Annotated in this window: 1 protein-coding gene; it reads right to left on the minus strand. The window is 55.7% G+C overall.

Going from position 1 to position 22,786, the window contains the following annotated elements; genetic code table 11:
* Positions 1-87: 87 nt before the first annotated feature.
* Entirely contained in the window at positions 88-22,521 is a 22,434-nt protein-coding gene (locus tag H6507_06040; GenBank protein ID MCB9368646.1) for a hypothetical protein, read from the minus strand.
* Between the last annotated feature and the right edge of the window lie 265 nt (positions 22,522-22,786).

Here is a 22,786-nt window from a genome sequence, read left to right on the forward strand (position 1 = left end):
CTATCGGCTATTCTCAAGTAAATCATTTCAGGATTTAGAAATCTCCGGGTGGGGAAGGTTGCCCTTCCCCACCCATCGAATTGTCACTTAGTTCTTCGTCTGCTTGTAGGCGACCTTGACGATGTTGTTGACCGTCTTGCCGCTGCCGGACACGGTCACGTTCGCAAGGTAAACACCAGCCGCGACTTCTTCGCCCTTCTCGTTCGTTCCTGCCCACGTGATCGGCGTACCATAATTGGCCAGCACACCGTCATACACCGTGGCCACGAAGCGACCCGAGAAGTCGTAGATCTTGATCGTCACGTGCGCACCCGGACCTGCGTCAGGACCGATCGGCAGGACGAAGGTCGTGTAACCGTCTTCCTTGGTGAACGGGTTCGGATAGTTGTACGTTTCGCCGTCAAGATTGATGCTCTTGAAGCCGACGCGCACCGGCCACTGCATCGTCGCACGGTTGCCAGCAATGTCGCTGACTTCGGCGTGCGCCGTGTAGTTGCCACCTTCCAGACCTTCAAAGGCCAGGGTCACGTAACCGGTCAAGCCATTACCGGCGATGCTGACGTTCATCGTACCACCGGCATTGGTGCCGTCTTCAGCCGTCAGCCACATGCTGACACTTTCGGCATCCAGACCGACCGTACCAACTTCCTCGAAGTCCGCACGGAACGTAATCGGCGCGCCAACCTGTAGCGGGTTGTTGTCGTCGGATTCCGGCTGGAAGTTCGTGAAGACCGGGGCCGCCACGTCAACTGTGTACAGTTGCGAGATCGGCGCCATCGGCGTGCCACCCGTGAACTCACCGTTCAGCGTGGCGCGGATGCTGACAATATCCGTCAGATCGAAGTTGGCGCAGTACGAAGCGACGTCGCCTTCGAAGTTCACCGGCGCATCCACCACGATCGGGGCGAACACCAGATTACCATCGACAAGCATCGCGCCTTCAAGCGTCATGGTCAGCGAGCTGCGGTCAACCTGATCGCAACCGACGTTGACGTCGAAGCAATGCGGCATTGCGGACACGTAGAACGGTTCGAGGAAGTAGATCTCGTTCAGGCACGGGCCGAAGCCGACAGCCTGGAAGCGCCACAGTTCCGTCGTCGTGTTGCATACGTTGTCACACACCGTCACCATCGCGCGGTAGCGGCCTTCAGGCAGGTTGCCCACCCAAGTCAGGATGCCGCCACTAATGTTGGCACCTTCTTCAAGCAGATCACGCCACTGGCCGTTATCCTCGTTCAGGAGGCGGAACTCGATACATTCAGGATCGATACCGCTATTGCCGTCAAGGCTGGAGACACCACGCGTCAGCGCGTTACGCCATGCACCAAGGTCGATACGCGAGGTGTTGGCTTCCGTGGACGACTTGCTGGTCGTCTTCATGCCCTTCACATTGGTACCACCGATAATCGCGGTCGTCGTCGGGGTCACGTTCTTATCCATCAGCATGGAATGATCGCTGCCCGGGAAGCTCGCGGCACCGGCGTCTTCGTCATCATAGAAGCGAGCGCTGATGGTAATCGAGTTTTCAGCATCCACCACCGTATTCGGCAGCGGTGACAGCGGCTCGACCACCGGATCAACGTCGTCAACAGCCCACGTCTGGACAACCTCACTCGACGCGCCGTACTGATCCGTAGCCGTTACGCGGATGCGGATATCAGACGGAATGCCGTGGCCACCGAAGTCACCGAAGGTCGCTTCACCCGTCACGCTGAACACCTGCGCACGGTTCGCCGGATCATAACCCGGGTTCACGTTCAGGGTCAACGAAGAGGTCGTCAGGTCGTATTCGCAGATGCTTCCATCGCAGTCATAGAGACCGATGAAGTGCACATTGATACCACCGTTGCGGACATTGGCGGCGTCATTTTCAGCCACCGTCGCCGAGAAGCTCAACGGATAATCCGGATTCCAGAAGCCGTTATGCTGGCAGCCTTCGTTGTACGGCAGGATGCTGACCACCGGACCCGAACTCAGCGAGTAGAAGGTCCATGTCGACGTCAACAGGTTGCCCACGCAGTCTTCGGCGTAGCCGTTGACCGTCCACGGACCCGCAATCGGATCAACCAGTACGATCTTGGCGCTCGAAGAAGTACGCTCAACGAAGTCTTCTTCATTTTCGTAGCGGGTCCATTCACCGCGCGGATCTACCACAACGAACCAGACACGTTCGATATTGATACCCGAACCGTTGTCGTCCAGTGCGCTGTTGTCGCCACGGCCATCGCGGCCGTCCGCCTTGCTCGTCGTCGCCAGCTTGCTGTCCGCGGCTGCGAACTTGCTGCTGCTGGTGCGCGACATGGTGCTGGCACCCTTCGTCATATTACCGCCGCCGATTCCGGCCATCAAGCCGCCGCAATCGTCGGTGTAGTGCATTTCGACCACCACGCCGCCGTCGTTGGAAACACTGTCACCGGAAGCCGGGAAGTGCGCCAGTTCGGTCGGGGTGCAGTTGTCAGCAGTGTAAGTACGGCTGCTGATGCTGATACCGTCGCCCGTGACGAGGTCATGATAGATGTTCATGGTCTTTACGATCAAGGCCAATCCAGTCTGGCCGTCAGCCAAGCTGTACGTAGCGTTGAACGTAACCGGTACTTCGGTGCGACCCATCGGATCGACCAGCGTCGGGCCACTGACCGGCGTGCTGTCGGGCAGGGTCACGAGGCGGTACTCAATACCATTACCCGGTGCGATCGGTGCAGACTCAACCGTGGTCACTGTGAACGACAGTTCCGTCGGGTTGGCTCCGGTGGCTTCCGGATTGATGAACGATCCACAAGCAACGTCATCGAAGTCAACGGCCGGGCCGGCGCAGTTGACGTGCCACGTCCAAGTGATACCCTGGTTGTCCGTGGTACCGATGTTGCCAGCGGCGTCCGGAACGAACATGGTAATCTGGTGGTCACCCGGATCGTACATAAAGTCAGCGGCTTCGCCGGAGGGATCACCACCGATGTTGAACACGAAGTCATTCTGTCCCGGCGAGTTGATGAAGAAGTTCAAACCTTCCATCGCCGTGTCAGCGACTGTGAACTCATGTCCGTCGATGACGAACTGAACCGCACTCAGGTCGACGCCCGAGGCACCGAAGCAGCACCGCGCCCAGTCACTGATCGAGGCCTGAATGGTCGGGCGCTCGCCGCAATTGAACTCAGCTTCTTCGAAGTTGATCGGGTCTTCGTCGTAACGGTCACTCCAACCCCAATCGTGCGTCCAGTAGAAGTCACCGTCGTTGTTGAGGCAGTCCACCGGATCTTCGTTGGCCACGCCGTCACCGTCGTCGTCAATCGCTGCGCCCACAGGCGACACAGGCGTAATGACCGGCGGGATGATATCGACCGTGTAACGGTAATCCTGCGTTTCGTCGTTGTACAGACAGACGTTATTGTAAACGTGCCAGTGGGCGCACATCGTCAGCGGACACGAATCGTAGATGTATCCACCGCTCTGTTCGTCGTACCAGTACGAGAACAGGTTGTCGATCAGGCCGTCCCACTGTACCGTCACCGACGCACGGTAACCAATCTGCACTTCGTTCTCAAAGATGGGTTCGAAGCGGATGGCTTCCGCCGTGATTTCGTGTACGTAGTCATCCGGATAGTCACAGTTGGCCAGATCCAGATAGACGTAGTTGGTATCGATACCGGATTCGCGGTCGACCAGGTCGGCCCAAATCGTCACACTGACGTCACCAATGTAGGTGGGCTCAGCGTAGGCGGTCGGCATCGTGTTGTCGACGTAGAACGGAGTGACATTGGTCGGGCGGTCATCCACGTAGAACTGAATCGTGTGGATACCCTGCGTCAGGCAACCGTACCACGGCGGGCAATCATAGAAGTCAGAGTCGAATTCGACGTTGAAGATACCGCTGACATCGTCGTACGACAGATGGAAGATGCTGTCCGGACGGCAACCTTCATCGAAGTTACCTTCCAGCTCAACCGGCTGTCCGTCGTTGACGATGCGGATACCATCCAGCCAAACATCCACGCGATCCGGGGTCTGCGGAATGTCGCCCGCGCCCAGAACGACCCACCACGACGGCGTGCAGTCGGTAACCGGCATGCCATTGTAAGTCGGGTTCGGGAAGTCGGGTTCGCAGTCGGAACCGCTGTTCAACTGTACGAATTCGCTAATCGGACGAATCGCGGTCAGGAACACACCGAAGCGGATGCGATCCGGGCAGAGGCTGCCGATGTCTGAGATATCCCAAACCGGCGTCCACTGGAAGTCCACGATTCCGTTTTCAAGGTCGCGGTCGTTGTAGGTGATACCCCACTCTTGCCACATACCTTCATATTGACCTGAAGCATCCGTCGTATCCCAGTTCCAGTAGGCCACGACCACTTGCCATTCTTCCGCGTTTTCCGGAAGCAGACTGTTGTCGAAGTGCATACGGAACGAAGACATCGGCGACACCAGGTTGTACTGGTCGAGGTCCTGCGATTGAATTTCTTCAACACCGGAGATCAACGTGTAGTAGTACTGATAAGCCGGCACCAAACTGTAGGACTGCGACGGCAGGTACGGCTGGAACCACAGGTTACCGCCGGTGCCGCTGCCCCATGCCGGGATCGTAATTTCAAGGACGCCGTCTTCGCTAGCCAAGGTGCCGTTCGAGCCACCGTGGTTGTCAGCATGATGGAGGTCCATGAAGTAGGTCGTCATATGGATGAACGTGTTGTCACCTTCAGGCGTCACATTGGACGTGAAGACGGTGATGCGTCCATCGTCGTTGTCAAGGTCGCACGGTTGCGTGTTCGACGGCAACTGACCGGCGAAGTACGAGGATCCGGCTTCCGGCTCGACGCAGACCACACCCGCCTCAATCAAGCAGGCTTCCGTGTAGTCTTCGAGGGTTGCCAACACCCACGGCTGTTGTTCACCGTCACTCGGGACGCGCACCCAGTTGTCAACCCAGATTTGGGTTTCATCCGTGTTGGTCACGTCTTGACGGCGCCACACCGGCGGGTTCGGATCGACGTTCGCGTTTTCATCCCATGCCACTGCACGGAACCAAGCGTTAGCCGGGTAGACGTCGAACTCGAGCGTCACCTGCCACAAGTGCCATCCAAGCCACTCGTTGCATTCGCTGACACTGTTGCTTTCGGCGTCGGCCAGCGGCAGCCAGGTCTGACCTTGGTCGGTCGAGATTTGGAACTGAACTTGGGCCGTCCAGTTGGAATCACAGTCGTCGGACACGGCATACAAGTAGTCGTTGCAGCCGAATTCGTTGTCGTCGTCATAACCGACGATCGTGGCACGCTGGTACTGCGAGTCTTCAACGTAGATCGTGATCGTCGTTTCGCTGCAGTTACCGGCATGATCCCAAGCGATCGCACGCAGGTAGTAATTGCTGTTCGGCGTCAGTGCCGTGGTGGCCAATTGTGCCGACCACAGCGGGCCTTGCGAGTCACAGGAAATCGCATCGCCATATTCTTCGGAATCATTCGTTCCAAAGAAGCAAACGCTGTCGACTCCACTGTTGCCGCCTTCGCCGAAGACATCTTCAGCCGTTACGACCATGTTGACGATTTCGCCCCACGGAATGACCGTACCTTCCGGCGTCAAGTCACCGTTTACATTGGTGAACTGAACATCCGGCGGGCAGTTATCGACGCGAACCGTATCAGCGAAGATGACGTAAGCCATGTTCGATTCCGGAATCGCGTTATCGCTCAGGACGGCGCGGAGGCTAATCGTTCCGCACTCGCCTTCGAAGTAGTTGTAGACATCCCACGGATAGACCCAGTTACCGGTCACACCGTTGTCTTGGTAGGCATAACCGAAGCTGTGCCAGTATTCATCGTCATCCGGAGACTCAGCCCACTTGTATTCGAACCACACCGTATCGAGACCGGCGTCCGTAAGTTCATTGTTGAAGTGAACCCAGATATCGTCGGAGTCGTTGTGTTCGTCGAAGTCGTAGTTGCTGATTCCACAGTAACCGCCCAACAGACCGTGCGACATCGGAAGCTGATCATCCAAATCGTACGGCAGGCTGTGGTCGATGATGATGTTGCGGCAATCCGTAGCCATCGTCACCAAGTCACCACCCAGGTCGGCCGATCCGATTGCGCAGATCTGAGCCGGGCCTTCCGGCAGTGCGGTCACATCCCAGTTGCACAACTGCCAATCCAACGTACCGATTTCGTCAATCAGCGTACCGATGACCGTCGTGTCGCCTTCAGCGTCGATGTAGATGAAGCGGACGTGGTCAAGGTTCGGCTCGGATTCGGCCTGCAAGCACAGGTCGGTTCCGTTGACGTGCGGCGTACCTTCGATATCGTAGTAACCGTTGATACCGTAGATCGCGATGTTGGCTTCTTCGTCAACCACCGGCGCGGACCAGTCAATAATCGGATTGCCTTGGTTGTCATAACGGTCGTTCTGTTCACAGTAGTCATACGCAACCGCTGCGAAGTCATAGGTCCATCCGACAACCGTGCTGGTCGGGACGATCCAATTGACACTGTACGGCCAGTTGTATTGTTCGCCAATTTCCATCCATCCGTCGAGGTCGCCGGTATGGCGGTAGTAGAACTGAACCAACGGCGTCAGCATGAAGTTGTCAGTCGCTTCGACTTCGAACGTGTACTCGGCACCGCGTTCAAGCTGCGTCACGTCGGTGTGCGTCGGATCATCCGTGCGCCAGACGTGAACGATCAGGGCGTTCGCGGGTTCGTTGTCCACATTGACCATCAGCGTGGCGTGCGCCGGAGCACCAGCCGCGCCACCCGTCAAGTCACCGTCCATGTTGCCGTAGTTGTCTTCGGCAAAGGCGGCCACGTAGTACGTACCGTTCAGAAGTTCCGTATTCCAATGTCCTTCAGTCAAGGAGTACTGCGTACCGTCTTCGCTCTCGCTATTGATCGGAAGCGGCTGACCGTCTTCACCTTCGACACGTTCAATCACCGTCCACGGGCCGTTCGACCCGACTTCGAGGAAGGCGTAGGTCACGGCGATGACGTCCGGATCATAGATGTAGGAGCTCAGCTCAACGTTACCGTGGAGGAAGATCACCGACGAATCCGGCGTGCAGTCCACATCTGTGACGAGGTTGTCAGACAGCGGCGCGGTATGGTCAACCGCCTTAAAGCGCTTCACATAACCGTTAGCAATCAACCAGCTCCACTTTTCTTCGACCGTAGTACCCTGACCGTAGTTCAGGAACTGCGTCCAAGTAAGTTCGTTGCCGGCTTGGTCAGTCGTCAGCACTGCGACGTCGTACCAGACACCGGGCTCGGGAGCCGGACATTCGTTATTCCAGAAGTTCACGTTGTCGACGGAGAACGGTCCGGTCGAGTCGTCGCCGAGGTAGCACCAGCTCCACATTTCGAGCGGGTGGTCGTCAGCACGCTTGATGTACCAGATCGCGCCGTAGGCATCGCCTTCGTTTTCATCGGCGCAAGCACCCAAGGTCACGTAGCTGAAGCGTTCGAGGCTGTCCGAAATCTGTTGTTCCGTCCAATCCGCGCACGATTCGAGATTGTCGATGTGTGTGTCGTTATCCCACACATAGACTTGCGCCATCGGGGCCATTACGTCGAAGGAGACGGTGTAGGTTTCCATTTCTTCGACGTTGCCGCATTCATCTTCAGCCCAGCTGCGGACCATGACGTCGCCGGCAAGACCGGAAACATCCCAGACCACGGACCAGAAGACGTCATGATCAATTCCACTCCACCACGGGGTCGGAGCATCACCACTCCACTCGCACGGAGTTTCATCAGTTTCGTCGACACCGATTTCGTACCAGGTCGTGCCGTCAAGGCTGTACTCGAAGTACACGCGCTGGACGTCGCCGCTCTGGACCGGCCATTCATCACCAATCGTGGTGAAGGCCTGCAGCCAGATGTCATGAAGTTCGCCAAGGGCACCGACACTGACGCTGTGCGTCTGCTGATCGATGATCCACAGACCGTCAACGCCTTGCTGACGATCTTGGATATCGCACCACGGCTCTTCACTGGTACCAACCGACCACAGCATGGAGGACGGCGGGGTGGTGTCGTAGATATATACGTTAACGAAGTGGCCGCCTTCGAAGGCTTCCATGGCACGCTCAACGTTGAGCTCGCCATTACCCCAACGGTCTCCAACGATCGGCACGATATGCAGCGAGTCGCCGCAATGAATACCGGTCAGATCGATTTCGACATAGTGCGGGTTGCAGCGGCTCGGAATGATACCACATTGCGTCCACGCATCAGCCTGGTTCGGGTGCCAGATATTCTTGCACCAAACCTGAACGGCATTGTTCGTTTGAGTCGAGTCGTTCGGCGTCAGGCCGTCCGTCCACTCTACCCACAAGGTCGCCGGATCATCGTCGCCCGCGTGGATTTCGTAGACGAAGTTGTCTTCGCCGGTGACAGGCTCACCATTAACCTGCGTGATGTCAGCAACAGGCTCACTGTTGTCAACGTGCACCCAGAATTCGTCAAGCATTTCGGTCGGTTCGATCTGGCAAATGGCGTCATGCGCACGGGCCCAGACACGGTAGTAGCCGCTCGGGTACTTTGCGTCACCCAAGTCAGTCGTGTCAGCCAACCACCAATAGGTAGACCAGTTCGGGTTTTCGTGCGATTGCCACGTCGGATTCCACCAGAAGGTGTCGACTGCGGTTTCGGCCACACCGGCATCCGCGCTTTCGACATACAGCACCATGTACCAAATGTCTTGCTCGTATTCCGGAATCGTTCCGTAGATGCGGACGCTTTGGTCACCACCGATTTCCGTCGTGCCGTCAAGCACTTCGTCATTCAGTTCGGCCAGATCACCCGAGACACAGTCGTAACCGATGTAATCCAAGCCTACGATATCGGTATGCTCCGGAACATCCGGGAAGCAATCGATACATACGAGGTTGGTGTCGACGCCGTCGCAGTTCGTGGTAACTTCAACCATGCCGGTGTTGCCCTGGCAATCGGTGAAGTTCACGTAGAAGTTCCAGCAGCCGTAATCGAGGACAACAACTTCGCCTTCGTCATCAACAACGCGGTTCTCCGCCCAGTAGTCACACAGGTCACCACCGAAGTCAAAGTACCATTCGTCGTCATCGCCACGCGTCAGCGAACCGAAGTTGTATTCGTAGGCACCGTCGTCACGCGCACCGGTCAGCCAGACTTCGTCTTCGTTGAACTCGCCGGACAGTTCATCCGGATCAAACGTCATATGAATGACGGCTTGTCCCGGCGCATTGTCGAAGCGGCAACGGTCGCCGCATGCGGTTGCAACGGCCAACGTATTCTCGGCTTCGCCCAAACCGTTCGGGGCGGTGCCGTCAACGTACAGAACCTTGACGTCCGACGTGTCATTGCCGTTGTAGTCTTCGACGACCACACGCAGCCAGAAGATTTCTTGATCACCGACGTCTTCAGGTTGCGGCTGGAACCACACGCATTCGGTGGTATCACCGTTCAAACCGTTGTCAATCGGATCCCAAATCGTTTCAATGTTCCGCCAGTTGGACGGGACGCCACCGCTGACTTCAGCATACTGGAAGGTCAAGGACGCCAGACCGGTATCAATGTTGGTCGGGGCGAAGATGGCCGTGATGCAGTACGGATCACCAGCGTGGATGTAGCAGGCCGAATCCACGGTGCAGGACGCGCCGATTTCATCGTTCGAGCTAACCACTTGGTAGATGTCGATGCGGGCCGCCGGCTGAATGTCATTCAGGCGGATTGTAATGTAGCATACATCGTTGTCGCACATGTCGGTGTTGTTCACCGTGTCAATGGCGATCGCACGCAGCTGGAACCAACCTTCCGGATCGTTTCCGGTGTCTTGGAAGTAGCTGAGCAGATCCCACGTCGCGGTCAAGGTGTCACCAACGTGGCGCACCGTATCGTTGCTGAGCGTATCGGCTTGGATGTTGGTCCAATCGCCAATCGGGTTCAGCGTACGATACTGGAAGACGGCCAGGATGCTCGGGTCAAAGCCCGCGTAGTCCTGATTGACGGCCACGATTTCGAGGTCGCGGTCATCCGGAATCACGACGACGTCATTGCCGTCAACACCCGGTTCGATTCCACCAACCAGCTCGATGCAGGCGCGCGGTTCGCTAACGTCCACATACAGGCTTTCGGCGTTCGTCATATAGGTGTTACCACAGTGGTCGGTCACAACCGTACGGCTCCAGAACGTCGTGTTCTCTTCGCCGATACCGTCGCCGGCCTGAACGTCGTAGGTCTCGTCGACCAATCCGTCACCGTCGTTGTCGATATTGTCAGTCAGCGGGTTGTAAGCGGTCCAGATACCCGGCCACGCTTCGGTCCAACCCATGTCATCATTAGAGTAAACCGTGTCCACGTTGACCCAGCTCGAATCCGCGAACGGATTGTTGGTCAGCGAGACTTGGTAGATCACCGCGCAGATGTCTTCGACCACGAGGTTGTAGTCGCCGTCCACCGGCTGGATATCGGTCACGAAATTCGTGCCCCACGGATCGTCGCAACGACCACCGTTCAGCCAGAAGTCTTCACCTTCGATATCGTGCGTCGCCACCGGCTCGTCGTTATCAACGAAGAAGATGTGCAGCGAGTCGCCCGGTGCCGGGTTTTCAATCACGTGGTAAGCAAGCGGATCGTGCCAGCCGACGACCGTGCGGAATTCGTGGTGTCCGTCGCCAACCTCAAGGCTGTTGAAGTTCACCCAGTATTCACAGACACAGATCGTAGAGTAGGCAGCCAGTTCTTCAACATCATATTCATGGTACTGGTCATCAGCGCAACGGTCATAGGCGATCGGGTCTTGATTTTCCCAATCTATGTTACGCGGATCGTCGATCCAGCGGTCAGTATTCGGACCTTCCCAGATATTGTTGTCGTTCGCGTCGATCACGATTGAGTAATCGTAGCAAGCGCTGCTGTCAATACCCGAGACATACACGTTCGTCTGCCAGAAGCCGTCAGAGACTTCAGACATCGGATAGAACGTGTCCGTAGCCCAGAAGTAGATCGCCACATCCGGGAACAAGTCGCGCGACGCATACCAATTGTAGATGTTGGGCGGCGTCTCGTTGGACTGGCTCATTTCGTAGTACCAACCAGCCATACCGGGCAGTTCGCGTTCGTCGAACTGGAAGCGGAGGTAACCGTTGCCCGGCGAAGCGTCGTAGCTGAGACCAGTATAGGCGTCAACCACCGGCACCCACGAGCTGCCGTTATAGCGTTGGAACCAAACGGTGTCAATTACGCCGGTGAAGTAATCCGGATCACTGACGTCCTTGGCCGACAGCGGCACGGTGTTGTGCGCACCGCAGACGTCGCCGTACGGCGGGTAGCAGTACACAACCTGCGGCTCGTTTACGTTCACGACGCGGACCACAAGGTCAAGCTTCGTGGAATCGGACTCTTCGAGAACTCGGTCGCAATCCGCGTCACCTTCAGTCAAGGTGTCATAACCGGCCGCGTACACGACGTAGTTCACGATGGCTGAGAAGTTATACGTGCCCGGCGGGTAGCTGTTATCGAAGTAAACTCCGAAGTGATACTGGCCAGATCCGTTGTCAGGCGGATACTGATCCCAAGCCTGGAAGTCATCGAAGAAGTCAAAGACTTGAACAGGTCCACCGTCACAGATCGACTGCAGGGTCGTGTCGTCGCTCATCATCCAAAGTTCGATGTTGAACACGTTCACATTGTCATCGTGACAGTTGACGATTGCGTCGGCATCCACATAGAACTCGACCAAGGCTTCCGGATCATTTGAACCCGGATCGGTGGTACGGTTGTAAAGGACTTCGATCGTATCGGTCAGTGCATCCTGCCACGCGACTTCTTCAGTCACACGGACACGGTTTTCCGGATTATTCACGTCGTTGGTGACGTAGCTAACATCCGTAATCGGCGTGTTCGGCGGGCAGAAGGTGTAAATGTAGCAGGTATTCTGGTTGTTCCAACCTTCGACGTTGCCGGTCAAGTCTTCAACGTAAGCAGCGAACTGCCAACGAGCGTAAACCAATCCGTCAGCCGCATCCGCGCTGTCAAGCCATGCGCGGGCGCCGGTCCAAACCACACTGACGGTATCATACGTGCTCTGCAGAACGATAGCGCTGTCCGCGTTGCGCGGCAAGGCCGGGTTCAGCGAGTAGTCGTTCGGAACGTCGAAAGTATCGGTCGAGCCGTCGGCACGCCAGTACTTGAAGTACATCAGCCATTCGTCTTGGACGTAGTCCGCAACGTTGGCGATCAGCATCAGCGTATCCAGCGGATTCTGATAGTTGCAAGTAGAGAACTTGTCGCCATCAAAGATTTGCGTGGACGGTGCCGTGAACTGCGGGACACCCCATGCATACCAACCATGGTTGTAGCACCACAGGCTGGTACCATACGGGATCTGGTCGCGGATCTCAATCGCCATACAGCAGATTTCAGTTCCACATTCGAGGTCGCGGTCGAGGTTGCAGTCGCGGTTGTAGTCGCCCTGCATGTTGTTATCACCCCAATCCACGTTGTCGACGGCGTAGGCACGGAAGCGGACCGAATCCAACGGGCTGTTACCGAAATCACTGAAGGACAAGTTGATCTCGTAGAAGCCTGCAACATCAGGCGTCGTCACGAAACCATCGTTATCGCTAAGATAAAGGTAAGAACCCCAGATTTCACTCGTTCCGTCCAGCGAGATATCAAGATCGCGCCAGTTGCCGAAGCGGTCCAGAATCTGGAACTGAACACCGGTAATGCCGCAGTCTTGCGCCAAGCCAATATTGTCCTGTGCATTCGCACGCAGCGCGAAGGTGTTGCCCTCGTTCGTGGTCTGGAGGATAGTAAAGTCATTGCCATAGGCTTCACCCACCCAGCATTCGGTGACCTGCGGCATCGTGTTGTCCACGAAGACGCGCGTCCAAATCGGGTCAGTGTCAAACAAGGCATTGGTGTCATAGGCAACCGCGTACAGCCAGTAGTAGCCGGACAGCAGGTTGTTGGTATTCCAACCGGTCGAGCTGAAGTAAGCCAAACCAGCGCTGATTGAGTCAGGATCGGTCGAACCGCCGATAAAGGTATGGATACCCAGACCCGGAATCGACAGCGAGTCAACGAAGAAGAACGCGATCGAGTCGATGTCGGCGAACAGCGGAGCCGAAGACTGCACCGGAACAAATTCCGGCTCGTCGCAGCGCAGGTTCGTCACGCACATGTCTTCTTCAGGGAAGCAGATCAGAGCCAGAGGTTCTGTCGTATCGCATTCGACGCGGAACGTAACCACCGGAGTATTCAGGTAGTCGTAGTTGCCGCAGACGTCGAAGGCAACCATACGCAGGTTATACTGGCCGCTGACCAGATCAGAGACGTTCCAATTGATGCAGAAGTCCTGACCCCAATCGTCACGCGCCACGATCGTATCTTGGCCGTCGCCGTGTTCACCGCTCGGGAGGTTCACCCAGCCGGCGGTCGGATCCATGTTACCCGGAATCACGTCACCCGGCGCATTGAAGAACTTGTACTGGAACACACCTTCATAGAGGTCGAACCAGCGGTCTTCCCAAAGGTCGGAGTTCGTGTCGCCCGGCAGCGGATCCCACAACAGGCTCGGATCAATCCAGTCTTCGGCACAGACATGCAGCAGCGAGTCAGTCATCGTGTTCGGGTTGAAGCACAAGACCAGCGAGCTCTGCGGGCCATCCGGGCCGTCAATGACCGGATAGTCACTGAAGCTTGAGATGTAAGCCAACGGCGCGATATCGTCCGTGATCCGGACAGCAAACGTGTCGCGGCACTCATGGCCGTAGATATCGAACGCGCGGACACGGACGAAGTACGTATTGGTGCAGGAACCATCCGGATTCACCGGCGGCAAGCCGAGCGTATCCTCGGACGACCACGGCAGGTTGCGGATATTCCAGTAAGCGTTAAACGGATATTCCGTATCCCAAGCCTGACCTTCGTCGGTCAGCAGGTTGACGTTCTGCCAGAAGCTGTAGGCGTCAACGTTGCCGTCGCGGTTTGCGTCGAAGGCGTATTCGAACACGACGCTGTCCACACCGTCAAGCGAGTCTTGGATGTGCGCGTACAGTTCGACGTAATCCCACGAAGCCAGCAGCGAATCGACCGGCGTATTCAGACCCGGCTGCGAAGCGTAGGCTTCGTAGATTTCCGGGCATTCGCGATCAAGGATAAACGACCACTCGAAGTCACAGGAGTTGCCGACACGGTCAAGGGTCGTCACACGCAAGGTGTACAGACCGTCGGACAATCCGGCCAACGTCTCAGTCGTGTCACTCAGGGTCAAGTAACCTTCGTTGAAGATCAACGTGTCATCATAGAACGTCTGGAAGAACGAAGCCACAACGGTGTTCGTCGGATCAACGATTTCGATCGTCGAGGAGGCGGTACCGTTCCACGTCGTGCTGTCCACCGAGTTGTCTGGGCTCAAGTCAAGACCCGAACCAGGCTGCGGCTCATTGATGATGTCCGGATCGTAGACCGAAATCTGAACCGAGTCAAAGTTCGTGAAGACATACAAGCTATCGTCGGCGGTCAAGTCTTCAAGATCAAGGCTGCTCAAGAAGCTCAGGTTCTTGCGAATCTGAACCGCTTCGCCGTTGTTCCAGAAGTTCAACTCAGCACCAACCGGGCAGGTCTCGTCTTCCCAGAATCTCAACGCATGGCTGCCTTCGCAAGCCAGCGTGTCACGGTGACCATAGATGTCGCTGATGAACAGGTCAACTTGGTATTCGTGTTCGCTGAAGTTATCGGCGTACCACAGATAGTCAATGCGGACACCGTCAACATTCATCGAGTCAACGTGCGCGACTTGCGGCAAGTCATTGATACGCAGGTCGGCAGTGTAGAAGTCCACACCTTCACCGATTTCGTCAACTTCGCCATCGGCGTCGTTGTCGATACCGTCGCATTGCAGGACACTGTCCTGAACGAAGATGTAGAAGCGAGTCTGATTTTCTTCCTCGTGCGAGTACCAACCCCACTCGGAACCGTCCAACCAGATCTTGTACAGGTTTTCCTTGTCAGTATCTGGCGAAACCTTCTCGTCGTTCCACAACTGCATGTTGTACAGGTCGACGTAGTCAGTGTCGGAGCAGGCAACCGTCTCTGAATCGCAGAGCAGGATCATGCCGGGATTCGGCGAGTTCCAATTCTGGATCGTGAACGAAACCGCGCTGTCGAGATCGACGCAGTAGAACGTCGAACGGTTGCACAGCGAGTCGCTCAGGTACAGCGGCCACCAGTAGCGGTCAGACAGAATGTTCTCGTTGAACAGGTCGCCAGCGCCACCGTCATCATACAGCGGAATCACCCACAACAACGAGTCGCGGTGCATTCCATCGATATTGTAATAGATCGAATCCGGGTACTGGAGCGGAGTGTCCAAGAAGCCCGTGAAGTCGATGTACGTCTTCTCCCACGACATCAGGGTGTCGCCCGGCCAGTTGTTTACGATCACGTAGACATACAGGGTGCTATCCCAGTCGAGGTTGTACAGCGAGTTCTGCAGGACAAGCACCGAGTCGATACCGACCGAATCCGGGTCACCCGGGAAGCCGGTTACGAATGTGAAGTCACCCCACGGAACGCTGTTGACATATTGCGGCGGACGGTCGTCCGTCGTGACGGTCTTCTGCACCGGGATTGCCGGGTTGGACAGACAGTCTTCAATGTGTGCTTCGACGCAACCTTGCAGGTTATCGAGGTCGATGAAGTTGCAGGAGTCGTCGTAAATCGGCATACCGGTGAAGCGGATACAGATACTGTCAGCCATTGCCGCGATCGAATCCACGATCGGATCGACTTCGTTCCAGCCGGAGTACCAAGTCACTTCAAATGCCGTCGTGTCCCACGTCCACAGCGAGTCAAGAATACCGCCGCATTCAAACGTGATCCACGGACCGGGGCCACCCACGCCGTGCGTCAGGTCGAAGCCGATGTGGCTTTGATCCAGACTGTCGCAAACGGTGTCGTAAGCCCAGTATTCAACATACAACGGATAGTTCGGGGTAACCCAGGTGGTCTCGGCAATAGAGGTCGTCGAGCTATGGACACGCATGTCATAGATCACCGGACGGGTTGTATCAACACGCGCCGTACCGTATTCGACATCCATATAGTAGCCGTGCGAGCCGCCCAATCCGGTTTGACGGATGGACTTCACAGCCACGGTCACTTCTTCGCAGTCACCCAGATCATCAGCCGTCAGCCAGAACCACTTGCCAATCAAGCGGACGCGGCCGTCGACAGTCATTGTATCCCAAGCGGTCGAATCCGGAGTCGGATTCACGCCGTAGACCGGCCAACCGCCATAGAACTGAGGCGTCGTCCAATCAGTCCAACCCCAACGCGAGGAGGACAGTTCAACGAGGTTCGCCTGCAGCGAGTCAATCGTAATCGTGTCTTCAAGCGCATTGAATGTGGTATCCATCCAAGCCCACACTTCAATGTGACCGCTGTCCAACGGAGTGGACGAAATCCAACCCGGAGTCTTGCAGTGGTTACCCCAGACCCAGACACTGTCCAGACCAGGAGTCGTCGAATCGCAACCGGAGACTTCAAACAAGTTATAATGTTGTCCCATGTTGCAGGCTTCGTCGGTCACGTACACGAAGATTGAATCGAACCAACCTTCGGCGCCTTGTTGCCACGACGAGCAGGAATCGCAAGCCGACAGCGTATCCCACGGAAGGGAGGTCGTGTCGCCCGGAATCGTATAGTTGACGTCAAACGGATTGCCAACCCACGAACCCGGATACCAGCCCCACCAAGCGCGGTAGTTATCACCACCGACGTGTTCGATGTAGTTGGCATAAACGGTGTCGTAAGCAGCCTTCATCGCGGAGTCGCACTGGAACTCCGAGAAGTCAGCCCAGACATGTTCCGGCGCGCTAACGAGGTCCGCTGCGTAGCCGTTTATGTCGGCGTACACGTGAATGTGATCGTCACCCGGAGAAATGTATGCGCGAATCGAGTCGTCGCCAATCGTGTAGATAAAGTCGACAATCGGCGGCAGCGAGTCGAAGATAGCGATCGGATACATCACGGTGTCAGCATTACCGACACTGTCCATCAACGCGAAGTTAACGAAGATCGTATCGCCATTGTGATACATCGTATCCAGATTCAGAAGCGATCCGCCAATGAAGCACGGCAGACCCCAGACGTAGCACATCGTGTCGATGGCGCCGTCAACGTTGGTGTCATAGTACAGATCGTTCTGCGTCCAGCTCAGTGCCGGGTCAATCGTCGAAAGATCGGCCCAGGCTTCCTGCGGAATACCCAAACTGGAGTCATGGTCTGCGTCGAACACACCAATCTTAAAGGTAACTTCTGAACCGTAGCTGAGGTACGGCAGAGCCGTCGGCAAAGCGATAACAGGATTCAGCGTATCATTCATGATCGCCAGTGCTGCGGTATCGCACTCGCACCAAGCGTCGGATACGAAGATCGCCGGCGGCACGCAGTCGCTGCAAACATTCAACGTATCCTGCAGGAACAGCTCGCGGTCGTGGTGACCAATCGAGTCGTGACCCGCGTGGAAGCGGAAGAACGGCTCAACCGAGTTGATGCAGAAGAATGTCGAATCCAGAGTAAAGTTCCAGAATGCCGTAGCTGTACTGGTCAATGCGTCATACCACACTGAATCCGGCACAACGCTATCTGCGGACACGTCTCCCAACAGGACCGACAAGTCAGCCCAAATCATGGACGTGTCAATACCGATACCGTCCGCAGGGTTACAGTCGATGTCGTCATCCGTCAACCGGCCAAACAGTATCACTGGTTGATCAGGATCAAAACACGCGAAACCACCACCGATGGCGTCCAGAGTTGTCGTCTGGGCAGAGTCCATGACTTCCCAATACGTCCAACGCGGCTCGTTCACGTCAACTTGAACGCAGCTATCGAAGTTCATCGAATCAGCCACGCCCTGCCAGCTTACGAAGCGGATATCAAAGTCGAGGTATTCGCCGTCGCAGTAAATGGTCGCCAGATCCGACGAGTCGGCGCGCAGCCACCAGTAGTACATACGGGCCCAACCCAAACTGTCGCCGGTCATGTCGTCAACTTGGATAAACCAGTCACCGACACTATCCGGAATCACCCATGGATTCGGATCATCCGTAATGCGCTGGAAGTCACCTTCGACCACGCGGAGCGAGTCGGCATGCGTACCGGCCACGCAATCGTGAATTTCGCAAGTTTCGATAATCGTCGCGCAAACGGTAATGTTCGTGTCTTCCGGCGCGATCCAACCATTGACGAGGTCTGGACCGTACACATCGGGGCAACCGACAAAGTGGTCGCACGGAATCAGGTTGACACAGAACGTCGTGTCTTCAAAGCTGTCTTCTTCAAACGCATCGCTAAACGGCGGCTGGTTGTAGCGACCCGGGTTAGAACCTTGGTCCCAAGCGCCGCGGATGACGAAGCAGCTATTATAGATGAATGTATCAGGCGGCAACGTATGGATTGTACCGAGAAGGGTATATTGCCATTCGTCGACAGCCAGACTTTCCGGCGTGACGGACACGAGCTTAATCGTGATTGTGTCTGCACCGCCGTTCCAAGTAATCAACTGACCCGAGGTGCTGTCCACCAACGAAATCTGCCAATTACCTGTAATCTTCCAATCACCGGCCGCTGTATATCGGCTACCGTCTTCATTCGGGTAGGCCGCCGGGTCATAGTGAACCTGCTCATCGGCACGCACCGTAATCGAGAACGTGTCGCCTTCGGCGTAGCGGTAACCGCAGTCACCGTCCCAGCCATTGTTCAAAACCGTCTTGGTAGAGTGCGTAACTGGGTCGCGAGAGTCGTTGTTGATGCCAGTCCAACCGTCATCAACAAAGCCCGGATTGTCGTTGTCGACATCCAGCTCCGCGAACGTCGTGTCACAAATCAGGAAGTAAATAGTGTCTACAGAGACCGAGTCAACAATCGAGTCACCGTCCACGGTCCAGGCCGACACGATGATCGTATCCTGACCGGTGATCGGGACCAGCATCTGGCTGTCAGTACCGGCATTGATGAACCACGTACCGTTCCACATATAGCGGAACTCAACCAATCCATTATTGTGCTCGTCAAGTTCGATACGTCCGTCGTAGATCGTGTTATTGTCAGGATCTTCGCACGGCGGAATACCATCGAGGTTCGTACAGTTCGGAATAAACAATGGTTTACGAACCTGACGGCGACGATTTTCGACCGTGTTCGGATTGCGGAATTCCAAAACGAGCGTATCGTGCGTCGCCGAATCCGCAGGCGGGTTCCAATCTGTGATCGACAGGGTGTCAATCAGCAATCGCACGAAAATCGAGTCGTGACGTTGGTCATGAGCCGGATTCGTGATAGCATCATACGCACCGGAGGAGTCAACCGAACCCGGAGACATTGCATTCCAATCAGGCATCGGGCCGAAATTGTCATAGCCGGCAAACAGCGAATTGATGCTGTCTTCGACCATCACACCTTGCGGGAACACCGTATCCGGATCGTAGAACCAGAATTCGATCGGTCCAACGATGCGCGGGCAACGGCTTTCGCCAAGCAGCGCGATGTTTGTGCAATTCGGTGTCAGCTCGTTCGCCGCCGTGCTGTTGCTGTCGGAGTCAAATGCCAGCACACTGATAATACCGTAGTTACCGGCATTGAGGCAGCTCGCGTCATATTCGCTGAACTGATAATCATTGTTAGTGACGTCAGCGGTGTCAATCATCGCCAAGTCAACTCGGATGCAGGCGTACCAACGCTTATAGGTTGCTCCGTCCGTGCTGTAGGGTGCGTTCACCCAGATCGAGTCGTAGTCGGCGGCAACGCTATCAATATTAAGGATACAAGAGAAATCGAACAAACAGAACTGTGCACTGGTATCCGTCTGCATCCAAACACAGAGGGATTCACCGGCGAAGAAATTCATGTTGCAGTCGAGAATCTCGTTGACAAAGCTGATCGAGTCGATTTCCGGACCCAAACCGTTAATCCAGATGCACAGCGAGTCGCTGATGTTGACGTTGCCTGCATTGTCTTGGAGCTCGAGGCGCAAGCAATACAGACCGTCCGGCAGCGGATCGCCCGTCGGACCTTCCATACCCCATTCAAAGGCAATGGTATCCGTATTAATGTCATTAAAGAAGAACGGAAGAGGCATGCAAGAACGCGCATGGTCACCGGTTACGTTGTCGCTCGCATCATAATAGATGGAATCAGCCACAAACGGCCACGGACCTTGCGTGTACACGGAGTCGAGACGAATCGTGTAGCAAAGGTCTTCGGCCAAACAAGTGTCCAAAAGACCTTGCGTGAACCAGCGGCGCGCCTTGAACTGCAGCCACGGCAGATCGTCACCGTCCACCCACAAATAGGGATTAGTCACCGAACCGAAGTCGGGACCGTTCGGCAGTGCCGGACCATTCAAGGTGTCAAGATCAAGCGGAATCGTGGTCGTCGGAGCACAAGAGTCAACCACGGCATACAGAGCGTTCAACTGCGTGTAGCCGTCGAGGATACTGGTGATACCGTCATGGTCGGAACCGCGTACGGCATTACAGCCACCGGCGTCCATATAGCGGGCTTCGGTGATACCGACCAGCATACCCCACGGGCAGTAGTCATGATACAGGAAGCCAAAGTCGTCGTCCAAGCTGTCCGGACCATCCTTACCATACCATGTGAAGCAAGCGCTGGAATCGAGACCCGGAATGAACGGGTTGCGCCATTCCCAGTTGTCCGAATCCGGAGCTGCCAACGGATGGTAGTAGTCAAGCGACGTAATAATGTCGCCGGTACCCGTATCGGGGTCGTCGTCCGGAATCGTACGAACGTCAAATCCGATCAAGTAAACCTTGGTCAAGACATCGGCTTCAACGGCCGGATCGTACGCGGAATCCACTGCGTCCAAATACCAACGAATCGAGTCAGGCGAAAGATTGGTAAAGTACGTAGCCAGCGCATCATCATAAGGAGAGAAGCGCTGGTTGCAGTAATTGTCAACACCGTCGTAGGACCAGTAAATATCCGAGCCCGGCAGTTGCGGGGCTTGGTTGTCAAGACAGATGTCCCAACCTTCGATCGCGACAACCGGGTCGATATTCGGAACCTCATAGCCGGCGGTAATCGCATTGGACACGTTACCGGCGTCGTCGATCGAGACAACTATAATAGAGTCACCGGCCGCGAAGGCGGTGAACAAACAAAGCTCAAGAGAATCCCAATGCAGCGAGTCGATTGGAATATCAACCCAAATCAAATCATTAGCCGTTCCGGGATTCGGTCCCGTTCCAAACCGAGCCGACACCCATAGGCTATCATCGGAAAGAAGGTTGATATCATCGTAGTTCTGCGGGAAAGTATCGCCGATCTGAACAAGCTGACCCAGATTGACTCCCAACCACTCGACGTCGTGATTCGGCGAAACTTGGCCGCAATCGACACGATCCGGCAAAAAGCTGTAAGTCATGTCAACCGAGTCTCCGTCGCAATTGGCCGGGAATTTACCCTGCGCAGCTTGCGTCGTGCTCAAATAGATACGAAGCGCGTCACCGCAACCGACGATGGTATCGTTATCCATGTAGTTGTTGTTGACAATCATGCACGAGTCAACACAATAGATGTCGATGACCGGCGGCAGGTTGTCAATCGGACGGACGCAGTAGAACGTATCGACCGCAAAGGCCGCTTCGTTGCCGACAACGTCTCCAGCCCACGTCTCACCACCTGCATCGTCCCACACGAAACGAATCAAGAAGATCGTGTCGGCACGGCAACCATTCCACTCGTTTTCCATGGTACAGGGAGCGACTTCAATCGTGTCGCTCGATCCACGCCAGTTTGCTCCATTGTCACAAAGAACACCGGAAGCGTCCCATACGAGCGTATCACCGGCGGGAAGCGAGTCCATCGTCAAAGCTAAGGCGGCGTCGAGCCACAGCGAGTCACCGATAGCGGCAATACCGTCAAAGGCAATACCGCCATATTCGTTGAACTGGATGAACGCGCAGCCAGACTGGATATCGCAAGGCGCATTGATGATGTACCCGGCGTCAGCACAAACAGGCGGCTGAAATCCCGGCGGCGGCGAATTCGCGAAGCCGAACCATGTGATACCGAAGGACAGCGGCGTGCCGGCAGTAACGGACACACCTTCCGGGTGGAAGGTTAGTGTGGCAACAACCAAGCAGCTGTCAGGATTGGGCCCAGCCAATCCCTGTCCGGCTGTAATATTCGTCGTCATCTCGTACAGACTCGTCGTCAAACCCGAGGGGCAGTTGATGATGATCGACGGATAAAGCGCCGGGATCAACACACCGAGATCGGGTGTCGGATCGAGGCCGACGTCGATTGAGTCGCAGAAATTGTCGACATACGCGGCTCGCGCGGTGATCTGCAGAACGTCACCGAGCTCGTCGATGATACCGTTCGGCACAGTACCGACGGAGTCTTCAATACACACGGCCACAATCGCGCCTTCAGTATTGATCTGAGCGCTGGCCTGCTGAGGAAGCAGAAGCACAAACAGTGCGCTTACTGCGGACATCAGCCACACAAAAAGAGTCTTGGACCTCATTCTGTGATTCTCCTGAATATGGGAAATCTTATTAGTCCGAATGGAATGGGCTGCGTCGGATACGCACGCCGAATGTCCGCCAGAGCACATTGCTCCGTGGACATTGTGAATAACTTGCGTAGGCATGAACTGGTTGTTCAATTCGTCTTTAGTGCTACTAGGATCTGGCATGAACGCATCCGTATTTAATCAACCCAGCTTGAGGAAAAAAACACAAGCTCCCTTTTTCACAGTAGCTCATCGCAACTGCTTACGGAAGTTTGGG

Source organism: Calditrichota bacterium (genome assembly GCA_020637445.1).
GTDB lineage: Bacteria > Electryoneota > RPQS01 > RPQS01 > RPQS01 > JABWCQ01.